13 protein-coding genes and 1 tRNA gene are annotated in these 12,955 nt (G+C 61.8%); 9 read left to right on the top strand and 5 right to left on the bottom strand.

From position 1 onward, the window contains the following. Positions 1-3 precede the first annotated feature (3 nt). The 5 genes from C6A77_RS21410 to C6A77_RS21390 all read right to left on the bottom strand — a co-directional run bounded on the left by C6A77_RS21410 (position 4) and on the right by C6A77_RS21390 (position 3,286). The gene (locus C6A77_RS21410; protein ID WP_114171263.1) at positions 4-216 is read right to left on the bottom strand and encodes a hypothetical protein; all 213 of its coding nucleotides are present in this window, start codon (positions 214-216) and stop codon (positions 4-6) included. Beyond that, complete coding sequence (locus C6A77_RS21405; RefSeq protein ID WP_063913966.1) at positions 213-683, bottom strand: hypothetical protein; 471 nt, start codon at positions 681-683, stop codon at positions 213-215. Before C6A77_RS21405 ends, C6A77_RS21410 begins: the two co-directional genes overlap by 4 nt. A gap of 490 nt (positions 684-1,173) precedes the next feature. Next, a complete protein-coding gene (locus C6A77_RS21400) occupies positions 1,174-1,578 on the bottom strand; it encodes a TraR/DksA C4-type zinc finger protein (RefSeq protein ID WP_003259022.1) in 405 nt (134 codons plus the stop codon). Positions 1,579-1,800: 222 nt separating this feature from the next. Further along, positions 1,801-1,956, bottom strand: a complete 156-nt coding sequence (locus C6A77_RS25540; RefSeq protein WP_161959686.1) for a hypothetical protein — start codon at positions 1,954-1,956, stop codon at positions 1,801-1,803. 154 nt (positions 1,957-2,110) lie between these two features. After that, complete coding sequence (locus C6A77_RS21390; protein WP_114171262.1) at positions 2,111-3,286, bottom strand: integrase core domain-containing protein; 1,176 nt, start codon at positions 3,284-3,286, stop codon at positions 2,111-2,113. A 731-nt stretch (positions 3,287-4,017) separates the two neighbouring features. On the opposite strand from C6A77_RS21390, the gene C6A77_RS21385 reads away from it, so the two are divergent. The 9 genes from C6A77_RS21385 (at position 4,018) to sulP (ending at position 12,829) form a co-directional block, all read left to right on the top strand. After that, positions 4,018-5,739 carry a tetratricopeptide repeat protein gene (locus tag C6A77_RS21385; RefSeq protein ID WP_114171261.1) on the top strand — a complete coding sequence of 574 codons (1,722 nt, stop codon included), beginning with the start codon at positions 4,018-4,020 and terminating at the stop codon, positions 5,737-5,739. Positions 5,740-5,743: 4 nt separating this feature from the next. Beyond that, positions 5,744-6,361 (top strand): lipoprotein insertase outer membrane protein LolB, encoded by a 618-nt coding sequence (lolB, locus tag C6A77_RS21380; protein WP_114171260.1) that lies wholly within the window; start codon positions 5,744-5,746, stop codon positions 6,359-6,361. Between the two features lie 3 nt (positions 6,362-6,364). Next, positions 6,365-7,225 (top strand): 4-(cytidine 5'-diphospho)-2-C-methyl-D-erythritol kinase, encoded by an 861-nt coding sequence (gene ispE, locus C6A77_RS21375; protein WP_114171259.1) that lies wholly within the window; start codon positions 6,365-6,367, stop codon positions 7,223-7,225. 20 nt (positions 7,226-7,245) lie between these two features. Then, positions 7,246-7,320, top strand: a tRNA-Gln gene (locus tag C6A77_RS21370). A gap of 48 nt (positions 7,321-7,368) precedes the next feature. Next, positions 7,369-8,310 carry a ribose-phosphate pyrophosphokinase gene (locus C6A77_RS21365; RefSeq protein WP_003247410.1) on the top strand — a complete coding sequence of 314 codons (942 nt, stop codon included), beginning with the start codon at positions 7,369-7,371 and terminating at the stop codon, positions 8,308-8,310. Between the two features lie 120 nt (positions 8,311-8,430). Beyond that, complete coding sequence (locus C6A77_RS21360; protein ID WP_114171258.1) at positions 8,431-9,024, top strand: 50S ribosomal protein L25/general stress protein Ctc; 594 nt, start codon at positions 8,431-8,433, stop codon at positions 9,022-9,024. Positions 9,025-9,103: 79 nt separating this feature from the next. Then, entirely contained in the window at positions 9,104-9,688 is a 585-nt protein-coding gene (gene pth / locus C6A77_RS21355; RefSeq protein WP_009686183.1) for an aminoacyl-tRNA hydrolase, read from the top strand. Positions 9,689-9,712: 24 nt separating this feature from the next. After that, positions 9,713-10,813, top strand: a complete 1,101-nt coding sequence (gene ychF, locus C6A77_RS21350; RefSeq protein WP_114171257.1) for a redox-regulated ATPase YchF — start codon at positions 9,713-9,715, stop codon at positions 10,811-10,813. 303 nt (positions 10,814-11,116) lie between these two features. After that, a complete protein-coding gene (gene sulP / locus C6A77_RS21340; protein ID WP_114171255.1) occupies positions 11,117-12,829 on the top strand; it encodes a sulfate permease in 1,713 nt (570 codons plus the stop codon). The last annotated feature ends 126 nt before the right edge of the window (positions 12,830-12,955 follow it).

Raw genomic sequence — 12,955 nt, 5'->3', positions numbered from 1 at the left:
GCCTCACCCTTGGCTGAGGCGCTGCAACTCGCGCCGGACCATCGCCGCATAAGGCGGTGGGCCGAGGCGGTACAATTCGCCTGCAACCCAGTTCAACCAGGCGCCTTGCAGTTCCTCGCGCCTGGCCAGCAGGCGCTGGGCCTCGGCTACGGCATCGGCGTGGTGCTGCCGGTGAAACCCGGCACGCGTGGCAGGCGTGTCGTCAGCGTCGCTCATTCACTGGCCTTGAAGGTCGTCAGCTCACCTTTGCGCCACTTGGCAACCTTGCCGGTCACCGCCTTGAGCAACTTGCCCAGGCCTTCCTGCACTTGCTGCTGCGCGGCAAACACCAGCATCACACCGTGGCCTTCACGGAACACGATGCCTTCGCCTTCGGGCACCGAAACGAAGGCGTAATCGCCGACGCCATAGACGTTCAGCTTGATTTCGCGAAAGCGCATTTCCAGTTTGCCGCCTTCGCGGCTGGGCAGCACGGCAGCGCGAAAATGGTCACCGACCTTCAATTCCAGGCGTTGCTTGTCATCGACTACCAATGCACTTTCGGTGTCGATTTCGGCCATGTACAGGCCTTCGGGATTCTGTTCGGTGACATAGACAAAGCGGCCCTGGAACAGCTGGGCCAATTTACCGCGCAAGTCGCCCAGGGCGAACAACGCATGGGTATCAAGAGTACTGACTGCCAATGAAGTGATCCTCAATCGGTTACAACCCGCCCTCACCCAAGCTCGGGGAGGCACGGCCATTTCTTGTCGATAGGCGAAAAGAGTAATAAAGCGCTATGCGAAATGTCTGTGCCCGCTGGCGATGCAGCGCGCAGGATTCTTTACTCTGGCTTGCCAGATTCGCCTTCAACGGAAGGCGTTTGGCACGTTCCCGGTCCGGGAAGCGTAATGTGTGACATCACCTGCCAGTAAAAATGCAATTCAGGAGTGAGCTTGCAAGAAAACAAGCCCTGGCATCCACTCGCGCATTACTGTTAGGGGAATATGCCCGAAAACACCGAAACCCGTCGAGAGGCAATAAACATTTATCAAGCGGCGAGGCCTTTGTTCAACGGCTGCAACCAGGCCGCCTGGCATTCCAGCGCCTATTGTTGCGTGGTGAATACCGCTGCCGCCAAGAAACGCAAAAAGCCCCAGGGATCGCTCCGTGGGGCTTGGCGCACCGCGCGGTTTACACCTGGCGCTGGTGGCGGTCGAGCTGCTCGTGGCGCTCTTGCGCTTCGATGCAGTACTTGGTGGTCGGGCTGATCAGCAGGCGCTTCAGGCCGATCGGCTCACCGCTGTCATCGCACCAGCCGAAGCTTTCGTCGGCAATACGGTCGAGGGCCATTTCCAGCTGCGGCAGCAGGCGCTGATCGCGGTCGATGGCGTTCACCAGCCAGCTACGCTCTTCTTCGACCGAGGCCACGTCGGCAGGGTCCGACGGGGTGTCCAGGCCTTCGATGGTGGCACGGCTCAGCTCGATGCGTTCATGGGTTTCGACTTTCATCGCCTGCAGCAGGCCAGCGAAGAAAGCCAGCTGGTCAGCGTTCATGTAGTCATCGGCCGACATGGCCAGCAACTGTTCCTTGGTCATCGAATTCTCTATGAAAAAATGTGCATTTGGGCGATTCGGGTGCCGCCGATGTCTTGACATCGGCAGCGGAATTCTTCAAGCGCCAACCGGCACTCTTTTACAGGGGGCGGCAGTCTAAGGCGCCGCGTCGCGTGGGGCAACTGCAAATGGGTGGGAATTTGCTTCGATTGCGTACAATCCGCTGGTCGGTGCCTTCGGTGCAATGCGATATCTCCCACCATACTATTGTTCCGGCACGCACTCCGGCTCAGCTGCGACGCAGCTGTTGCTGTTGCTGTTGCTCTTGCTGTTGCTCTTGCCGTTGATCTTGATCTTGATCTTGATCTTCGCGACTTCAGGAGGCCGAACGCAGGCCTTGCGGAGGGAGGTGACGGGCATGGATGCCCGTCAAGCGCTGAGGCCCCAGGATGGGGCCTTCGGCGCGGTCCTCTCGGGAGCAAGGCCGGAGTGAGGGAACCCCGGAGCGCAGCGTAGGGGCCGGATGATGGAGCGCAGTGTACGGGTCACCCACATGGGTTACATAAAAGTTCACTCACATAGGTGACACTTTCAGCGTCACATAGCCATCAATGGCATCACGCACATCGATCCTACCGAGGACGATTGGACCGAAAATAACATCCCAGAGCCCGTCTCCAATTTGCTCCAGCCCAATGGTCTGATGCTTCAGCACGTAACCTACATAGATCCTCAAGCCACGGCGGCTGACGATGCCGCAACCGTCAATTGGCAAGCTCTCGATATGGCTGGGATAAGTCATCTCAGGTAGCTTTTCAGGGAATGGGCGCGGTGATGGGTGATAACAGGACGCCGGCGTTCTTTGTTTCAAGGCTTCGTGCAACCGTTCGTAATTATAATGCTGCCGAAACCGATCAAAGTGCCGTTGTTGAGCCTCCCATGCCACTGCTGGTGGCGATGGAAGCGTGCTCTTGAGTGTCCGATGCATGCGTTCATGCCGGCCATTCTGCTCAGGTCTGCCAGGTGCGATGCGCTCGGGAATGATGCCCAGACGCAGCCACCAGATCGACAGTTGGGAAAGACCTGCGCGTCCTTTGCTGGCGAACGGTACGCCGTTGTCGGTTCGGATACGCTCAGGCAGCCCATTTTCACGGAACACATTGGTAAATACCGCCTGCGTTTCCAGGAAGTTCGTGTTTGCCATGCTGTGGCAGGCAAGCAAGAAGCGACTGGCGTGATCCATGATCGTCAACGGATAGCACCAGACGCCTGCCCCTGTGAGGAACTGGCCCTTGTAGTCCGCACTGAACAGCTGATTGGGCGACTCCGCTTTTTCCAGTGGCTTGGGATAAATGGCCACACGCTGACGTAGACGCCGCGGCTTGATCAGTTCCGCTTTCTTGAGGATGTTGTAGATCGCGGTCTTTGAAGGTGGCGCCTGATCAGGAAAGCGCTCCTGCAACGCTGCCTGGATTTTTTTGGGCCCTGGCACCGTCTCCCCCTGAGCGCGCAGTTCCACAATGGCCTCGCGGACCGCGACGGGTACAACCCAGTCCTGCGTCAACCGGCGTCGGCTGCGCTCCTCCAAGCCTGCCGGGCCCTCTTTCTCGTATCGCTCGATCCATTTGTAGCCGGTCTTTCGACTGATCTCGTAGGCCTCACACAGGGCGGTGAAGCTAGGCGGCCCCTGCAGGTAGTCCGCGATGAAAAGCATTTTCAGGTCCATAGGTGTTAGCTCTCGCCACGGCATGGTCAGATCCTCGAAAACCGACCTTGCCAGTTAAAGACTGTTACCTATGTGCGTGAACTGATTTGTAACCCATGTGGGTGAGTCATACCCGCAGCGTTTTTTGGTTACTTTTTGCCGCGTTTGGCAAAAAGTGACTCGCCGTAAGGGCGAAAAGGTGAGTATGCGTCGCCATCGCAAACGGACTGTTCGCTATATCGAAACCGTCGCTTAAGTTTTTTGGCTTTTTGGCTTTTTGGCTTTTGGATGTCGGCATTCACATCGAGTAGACATTCATTCTCGACGGTGGCGCCAAGTCACCTTTCCGCCCTTACGGCGGGTCCCTTTTTGTCGTGGCAAAAAGGAACCAAAAACCGTCCGCTCCCATCATCCGGCCCCTACGCTTCGCTCCGGGGTTCCCTCACTACGGGCCTGCTCCCGGGAGTACGCGCTGCAGGCCCCATCCATGGGGCCTCAGCGCTTGACGGGCATCCATGCCCGTCACCTCCCTCCGCAGTCCCTTCGCTCGGCCTCCTGAAGTCGCAATCTGCGGCGCCTGAACTACCGCGCACTTAGAAGCAAGAGCAAGAGCAAGGATTCAGCGTGGTTCGCCGCGCGGCAGGCTCTGCGGCGAACCACGCGGGCGCAGCGCGGTCTGCATGACCGAAGCGCAGCTTCATACCTTCGCAGGTGGGTTTGCCCCCGCGCTTGTGTCATCATGCTCCGACCGCCGGTGAGTCTTTCTAAAGCCTTCTATGAACAAACCATACGCACTGCTGCTTGCCTTCGCCCTGCTCCAGGGCTGCCAGAGCCTGGCCCCGCAAAAGGCCGAGCCTCCCGTCGCCGAGGCCGACAAGCGCGAGGCGGAAAAACCCGTGGTGTATGGCTCGTTCACCCAGGACACCCTTTATAGCCTGCTGGTGGCGGAGCTGGCCGGCCAGCGCAACCGCTTCGACATCGCCCTGGCCAACTACACCGACCAGGCAGCCAAAACCCAGGACCCGGAAGTTTCCGAACGCGCCTACCGCATCGCCGAATACCTCGGCGCCGACGAACCAGCGCTGGACAACGCCCTGGTCTGGGCCCGCAACGACCCGCAGAACCTCGACGCCCAGCGCGCCGCCGCCATTCAGCTGGCCCGCGCCGGGCGCTACGACGACGCCATGACATACATGGAAAAGGTCCTGCAGGGCCAGGGCGACACCCATTTCGACTTCCTCGCCCTGTCCGCTGCCGAAACCGACCAGAGCACACGCGACGGCCTGCTGCACAGCTTCGAACGCCTGTTGCTGAAATACCCGGAAAACAGCCAGCTGGTGTTCGGCAAGGCCCTGCTGCTGAACCAGGACGGCAAGGCCGAAGAAGCCCTCGAGCTGCTCGAATCGCACCCGCCGCAAAATGGCGAAATCGCACCGGTGCTGCTGCGCGCCCGCCTGCTGCAAGCCCTGGACCGAGGCCCCGAAGCCCTGCCACTGCTGCGCGGGGCGATTCGCGACAACCCGGACGACAAGCGCCTGCGCCTGACCTACGCCCGCACCCTGGTCGAACAGGACCGCATCGCCGATGCCAAGGGCGAGTTCCTCAGCCTGGTCCAGCAATACCCCGAAGACGACGAACTGCGCTACTCGCTTGCCCTGGTCTGCCTGGAAAACAAAGACTGGGATGAAGCCGAGGGCTACCTGCAGGAGCTGATCGAGCGCGACAGCAACGTCGACGCCGCACACCTGAACCTGGGCCGCATCCGCGAGGAACGCCACGACCCGGCCGGCGCCCTGCGTGAATACGCCCTCGTCGGCCCCGGCCCCGACTACCTCCCGGCGCAGCTGCGCCAGGCCGACATCCTGGTGGCCAACGGCCGCGCCAGCGAGGCCTCGCGCCTGCTCGCCGAAGCCCGCGAAGCTCAGCCGGACTATGCCATCCAGCTGTTCCTGATCGAATCGGAAAGCTACAGCAACAACAACAAGGACGCCCAGGCTGGCCAGGTACTGCAGCAAGCCATCCAGCGCTACCCGGACGACCTCAACCTGCTGTACACCCGCGCCATGCTGGCCGAAAAACGTGACGACCTGGGGCAGATGGAAAAAGACCTGCGCGCCATCATCGCGCGCGAGCCGGAAAACGCCATGGCCCTGAACGCCCTCGGCTACACCCTGGCCGACCGCACCACCCGCTACAGCGAAGCCAAGGCACTGATCGACAAAGCCCACCAGCTGACCCCGGACGACCCGGCGGTGCTCGACAGCATGGGCTGGGTCAACTACCGCCTGGGCAACCTCGACGAGGCCGAAACCTACCTGCGCCGCGCCTTCGCCACTTTCCCCGACCATGAGGTGGCCGCCCACCTGGGTGAAGTGTTGTGGGCCAACGGCAAGCGCCGCGAAGCCCGCCAGGTCTGGGCCAAGGGCTTCGACGCCCAGGCCGACAGCCCTATCCTGCGCAAGACCCTCCTGCGCCTGACCGGATCCGAGACTCTTTAACGCCATGTTCCTGCGCCATTGCATCACCTTCACCCTGATCGCCCTGCTGGCCGGCTGTGCCGGCTTCGGTAGCCGCGAGGCCCTTCAGGGCCACGGCGACCCGCAGCATTGGCGTGCCCATAAAGAGCAGCTGAGCAGCCTCGATGGCTGGCAGATCAACGGCAAGGTCGGCATCCGTGCCCCACGCGATTCCGGCAGCGGCACGCTGTTCTGGCTGCAACGCCAGGACTACTACGACATTCGCCTGGCCGGCCCGCTGGGCCGTGGCGCCGCACGCCTGACCGGGCGCCCCGGCGGCGTGGTGCTGGAAGTGGCCAACCAGGGCCGCTACGAGGCGCCCAGCCCCGAAGCGCTGCTGGAAGAACAGCTGGGTTGGCAACTGCCGGTCTCGCACCTGGTCTGGTGGGTGCGCGGCCTGCCCGCCCCCGACAGCAAGAGCAAGCTGACCCTGGACGGCAACAGCCGCCTGGCCAGCCTCGACCAGGATGGCTGGCAGGTGGAATACCTGAGCTACACCGAGCAGAACGGCTACTGGCTGCCGGAGCGCCTGAAGCTGCACGGCAAGGACCTGGATGTGACCCTGGTGGTCAAGGACTGGCAGCCGCGCCAGCTGGGGCACTGAGCCATGCACACCCTGACCCTGCCCGCCCCGGCCAAGCTGAACCTGTGGCTGCACATCATCGGCCGCCGCGCGGACGGCTATCACGAGCTGGAAACCGTGTTCCAGTTTCTCGATCACGGCGATGAGCTGCGCTTCGCCGTGCGTGACGATGGCGTGATCCACCTGCACAGCGAAATCGAGGCAGTGCCGCACGACAGCAACCTGATCGTGCGTGCCGCGCGCAAGCTGCAGCAACAATCCGCCACGAGCTTGGGCGCCGACATCTGGCTGGACAAGGTGCTGCCCATGGGCGGCGGCATCGGCGGTGGCAGTTCGGATGCCGCCACGACCTTGCTGGGCCTCGCCCACCTGTGGCAACTGGACTGGGACGAAGACCGCCTGGCCGCACTGGGCCTGAGCCTGGGCGCCGACGTACCGGTGTTCGTGCGCGGCCACGCGGCATTCGCCCAGGGTGTGGGCGAGCAACTGACCCCGGTCGACCCGGAGGAACCCTGGTATGTCGTGCTGGTGCCGCAAGTGTCTGTCAGCACAGCAGAAATTTTTTCACATCCACAGTTGACACGTGATTCGCTCCCCCTTAAGATGCGCCCCGTTCCCGAGGGAAACAGTCGAAATGACTGCCAACCGGTGGTAGAGCAGAATTATCCAGAAGTTCGCAATGCGTTGAATTCACTGGGTAAATTCACTGAGGCTCGGCTAACCGGAACTGGAAGTTGTGTGTTTGGGGCCTTCCCAAGCAAAGCCGAAGCTGATAAAGTTCTGGCCCTTCTTTCAGCGACCCAAACAGGGTTTGTGGCGAAAGGAAGCAATGTTTCGATGTTGCATCGCAAGCTGCAAAGTCTGGTCAAGAAGTCGAGCGCATAAGCGTTCGCAGCAACAGATACAGGGGCGTCGCCAAGCGGTAAGGCAGCAGGTTTTGATCCTGCCATGCGTTGGTTCGAATCCAGCCGCCCCTGCCATTTTCCTTATACTCATCCAGGTATACCCTCAGCCTTCAGGTACTGCGCGTGTCCAAGATGATGGTCTTTACGGGGAACGCTAACCCCGATCTGGCTCGGCGTGTCGTACGTCAGCTGCATATCCCTCTCGGTGACGTCTCTGTCGGTAAGTTCTCCGACGGTGAGATCAGTACTGAGATCAATGAAAATGTTCGCGGTAAAGACGTTTTCATTATTCAGCCGACCTGCGCCCCGACCAACGATAACCTGATGGAACTGGTAGTGATGGCCGACGCCTTCCGCCGCTCCTCAGCATCCCGAATCACCGCCGTGATTCCTTACTTCGGATACGCCCGCCAGGACCGCCGTCCGCGTTCGGCACGTGTAGCCATCAGCGCCAAAGTCGTCGCTGACATGCTCACTGTCGTAGGTATCGACCGTGTACTCACCGTCGACCTGCACGCTGACCAGATCCAGGGTTTCTTCGATATCCCGGTCGACAACATCTACGGCTCGCCCGTACTGGTCGACGATATCGAAGACCAGCGTTTCGAGAACCTGATGATCGTCTCCCCGGACATTGGTGGTGTCGTGCGCGCACGTGCCGTTGCCAAGTCCCTGGGCGTCGACCTGGGTATCATCGACAAACGCCGTGAAAAGGCCAACCACTCCGAGGTCATGCACATCATCGGCGACGTCGAAGGGCGCACCTGCATCCTGGTAGACGACATGGTCGACACCGCCGGCACCCTGTGCCACGCGGCCAAAGCCCTGAAAGAACACGGCGCTGCCAAGGTTTACGCCTACTGCACGCACCCTGTACTGTCGGGCCGCGCGATCGAGAACATCGAGAAGTCGGTACTGGACGAGCTGGTGGTGACCAACACCGTTCCGCTGTCCGCCGCTGCTCAAGCCTGTGACCGTATCCGCCAGCTGGATATCGCACCGGTTGTCGCTGAAGCGGTCCGCCGCATCAGCAACGAAGAATCGATCAGCGCGATGTTCCGCTAAGCGGAACACACGCTGACGAAAAGCGCCCCGCCCCAACACTGGTTGTTGGGGCGGGGCTTTTTTGCCATCCCCGTTGGCGCTGGTCGCAAACGCCACGGGGGGCTATTTTGGAGAAACAAAATGACCGAATTCACTCTGAACGCCCAAGCGCGTACTGACCTGGGGAAAGGTGCGAGCCGCCGCCTGCGTCACTCCGCGAACATCCCAGCCGTTGTCTACGGTGGTAACCAGGAAGCTCAGTCGCTGACCATCCTGGCCAAGGAAATCACCAAGCTGTTCGAAAACGAAGCTGCCTTCAGCCACGTAATCGAGCTGAACGTTGACGGCGTCAAGCAGAACGTCATCATCAAGGCCATGCAGCGTCACCCAGCCAAGCAGTTCATCATGCACGCCGACTTCATTCGCGTCGTTGCTGGCCAGAAACTGACCGCCAAGGTACCGGTTCACTTCATCAACGAAGAAGCCCCGGTCAAGAAAGGCGGCGAGATCTCCCACGTAGAAGCCGAGATCGAAGTTTCCTGCGAAGCCAAAGACCTGCCTGAGTTCATCGAAGTCGACCTGGCCAAGGCTGAAATCGGCACCATTATCCACCTGTCGGACCTGAAAGCTCCGAAAGGCGTAGAGTTCGTAGCTCTGGCCCACGGTGATGACAAAGCTGTTGCCAACGTTCACGCTCCACGCGTTGCTCCAGAAGCAGAAGGCGCTGCCGAGTAATCCACTCGCACGCCGGCGTTGATCGGGTTACAGTGCCGCGCGCACTGTAACCTACCAACTCCAAGGAAGAGCCCCTGACGTGACCGCCATCCAGTTGATCGTCGGCCTGGGTAACCCCGGCCCCGAATACGAACAGACCCGGCATAACGCAGGGGCTCTTTTCGTTGAACGCATTGCCAGCGCCCAGCGCGTTTCGCTGACCGCTGACAAAAAGTATTTCGGCCTGACGGCTAAATTCAGCCATCAGGGCAACGACGTTCGTTTGTTGATCCCCACCACCTACATGAACCGCAGCGGCCAGGCCGTGGCGGCGTTGGCCAATTTCTTCCGCATCAAGCCGGAAGCGATCCTGGTGGCACACGACGAACTCGACCTGCCTCCGGGCGTCGCCAAGCTCAAGCGCGGCGGTGGCCATGGTGGGCACAACGGCCTGCGCGACATCATCGCGCAGCTCGGCAACCAGAACGACTTCCACCGCCTGCGGCTTGGCATCGGCCACCCGGGCGACGCCAAACTGGTCTCCAACTTCGTCCTGGGCCGCGCGCCGCGCGCCGAGCAGGAGAAGCTCGACGCCAGCATCGATTTTGCCCTCGGCGTGCTGCCGGACGTGCTTGCCGGCGACTTCGCCAAGGCGATGCGCGAGCTGCACAGCCAGAAGGCCTGATTTCCTTTAGAGAGGGGAATACCCATGGGTTTCAATTGCGGCATCGTCGGCCTGCCCAACGTCGGCAAGTCCACCCTGTTCAACGCCCTGACCAAGTCTGGCATCGCGGCGGAGAACTTCCCCTTCTGCACCATCGAGCCGAACAGCGGCATCGTGCCGATGCCCGATGCGCGCCTGAATGCGCTGGCTGAAATCGTCAAGCCCAACCGCATCCTGCCGACCACCATGGAATTCGTCGACATCGCCGGCCTGGTTGCCGGTGCCTCGAAGGGCGAAGGCCTGGGCAACAAGTTCCTCGCCAACATCCGCGAGACCGACGCCATTGCCCACGTGGTGCGCTGCTTCGAAGACGAGAACGTGATCCACGTTTCCAACAGCGTCGACCCCAAGCGTGACATCGAGATCATTGACCTCGAGCTGATCTTCGCCGACCTCGACAGCTGCGAAAAGCAGCTGCAGAAAGTGGCGCGCAACGCCAAGGGTGGCGACAAGGAAGCCCTGGCGCAGAAAGCCATTCTCGAGCAGCTGATCCCGCACTTCACCGAAGGCAAGCCAGCGCGCAGCCTGATGAAGAACATGAGCGCCGAAGACAAGGCGGTCATCCGCGGCTTCCACCTGCTGACCAGCAAGCCGGTGATGTACATCGCCAACGTCGCCGAAGACGGCTTCGAAAACAACCCGCACCTGGATGTGGTCAAGGCCATTGCCGAGGAAGAAGGCGCGGTGGTGGTGCCGGTGTGCAACAAGATCGAAGCGGAAATCGCCGAGCTGGACGACGGTGAAGAGAAGGACATGTTCCTCGAGGCCCTGGGCCTGGAAGAGCCTGGCCTGAACCGCGTGATCCGTGCCGGCTACGAGTTGCTCAACCTGCAGACCTACTTCACTGCCGGCGTGCAGGAAGTACGCGCCTGGACAGTGCGCGTCGGCGCCACTGCCCCGCAGGCGGCCGGGGTGATCCACACCGACTTCGAAAAAGGCTTCATCCGCGCTGAAGTGGTGGCCTATGACGACTTCATCCAGTTCAAGGGTGAAAGCGGTGCCAAGGAAGCCGGTAAATGGCGCCTGGAAGGCAAGGATTACATCGTCAAGGACGGTGACGTGATGCACTTCCGCTTCAACGTCTAAGCGCCAGCCTGCAGTACCCACCAACCCCTTGAGGCCAACGCCTCAAGGGGTTTTGTTTTTTCTGGCATTCGCCAGCGCGCGTGCCCCCTGTGGGAGCGGCTTTAGCCGCGAAGAATCCAACGCAGTGCATGGCACCGGCTGCGCCGGTGTTCGCGGGCATGCCCGCTCCCACAGGTACCGCGCATTTTCTGGACCTCGCATCAAACATGTAGGAACGGCCTTGTGTCGCGAAAGGGCCGCAAAGCGGCCCCGGAATTCAGCATCTAAGCTGTGATTCAGCACCCTCGCCCGGACGCACGCCCCATGCCTGAAAAAACCCGCCTCGACTGGCAACGCTGGCTCCCGGGCCTGGCCACCCTGCTCCACTATCAACCCGCCTGGCTCGCCAAGGACATCGCCGCCGGCCTGGTGCTTACCACCATGCTGGTGCCCGTGGGCATCGCCTATGCCGAAGCCTCCGGCGTGCCCGGCATCTACGGCCTGTACGCCACCATCATCCCGCTGCTGGCCTATGCCCTGTTCGGCCCCAGCCGCATCCTCGTACTGGGCCCGGACTCGGCATTGGCCGCGCCGATCCTGGCGGTGGTGGTGCAATACGCCGCCAGCGATCCGCAACGGGCAATCGCCATCGCCAGCATGATGGCCCTGGTCGCAGGGGCGTTCTGCGTGATTGCCGGCCTGCTGCGCCTGGGCTTCATCACCGAACTGCTGTCCAAGCCGATCCGCTATGGCTACATGAACGGCATTGCCCTCACGGTGCTGATCAGCCAGTTGCCGAAACTGTTCGGCCTGTCGGTCGACAGCCAGGGCCCGCTGCGTGATACCTGGAACCTGATCCAGGCCCTGCTCGCCGGCCAGGGCCACTGGCCAAGCTTCGTAGTCGGTGGCGGCAGCCTGGCCCTGATCCTGCTGCTCAAGCCATTCAAACGCTTGCCGGGCATTCTCATCGCGGTGGTGCTGGCCACGCTGGCGGTGAGCCTGCTGGGGCTCGACCTGCAAGGCGTGAAAGTGCTCGGCGAATTGCCCCAGGGGCTGCCCAGCCTGGTCTTCCCCTGGGTCAGTGACATCGACCTGGTGGAAGTGCTGCTCGGCGGTATTGCGGTGGCGCTGGTGTCGTTCGCCGACACCAGTGTGCTGTCCCGCTCCTACGCCGCGCGGATGAAGATGCCGGTCAACCCGAACCAGGAAATGTTCGGCCTGGGTGTGGCCAACCTGGCCTCGGGGCTGTTCCAGGGCATCCCGATCAGCAGCAGCTCGTCACGCACGCCGGTGGCTGAAGCGGCCGGTTCGCAGACCCAGCTCACCGGCATCATCGGCGCGCTGGCGGTGACGCTGTTGCTGCTGGTGGCGCCCAACCTGATGCAACATCTGCCCAACAGCGCCCTGGCTGCGGTGGTGATTGCCGCAGCGCTGGGCCTGTTCGAGTTCGCCGACCTCAAGCGCATCTTCCGCATGCAGCAATGGGAGTTCTGGCTGTCGTTCACCTGCTTTGTCGGGGTGGCGGTGTTCGGCGCCATTCCGGGCATCTGCATTGCCGTGGCGGTGTCGGTGATCGAGTTCCTGTGGGATGGTTGGCGGCCGCATCATGCGGTGCTGGGCCGGGTTGAGGGCACCCGGGGCTACCATGATGTGCAGCGTTATCCACAGGCCCGGCGCATTCCCGGGCTGGTGCTGCTGCGTTGGGACGCGCCGCTGTTCTTTGCCAATGCCGAGCAGTTTCAGAACACGGTGATGGCGGCGGTGGACGCATCGCCTACCCCGGTGCAACGGCTGGTGATCGCGGCGGAGCCGGTGACCAGCATCGATATCACCTCGGCAGACATGCTCGCCGAACTGGACCGGGCGCTGGAGGCACGGGGGGTGGAGTTGCAGTTCGCCGAGATGAAGGACCCGGTGAAGGACAAGATGCGGCGCTTCGAGTTGTTCGAGCATATGGGCGAGAGGGCGTTTCATCCCACTGTTGGTGCGGCGGTGGATGCCTACCTGGAAGACAGCGGGGTTGACTGGAAGCCCTAGGTTTTACTGTACCGGCCTCTTCGCGCGGGCCCCCCCCCCCCCCCCGGCCCCCCCCAACCCGGGGGGGGGGGGGGGGCCCCCCAACCGGCCCCCAAAAAAAAAAAAAAAAGCCCCCCCCCCCCCCCC

The organism is Pseudomonas sp. AFG_SD02_1510_Pfu_092 (assembly GCF_003331055.1).
Classification (GTDB): domain Bacteria; phylum Pseudomonadota; class Gammaproteobacteria; order Pseudomonadales; family Pseudomonadaceae; genus Aquipseudomonas.
Note: the sequence above shows the minus strand (reverse complement) of the source record. Positions and strands in the feature narration are given on the sequence as shown.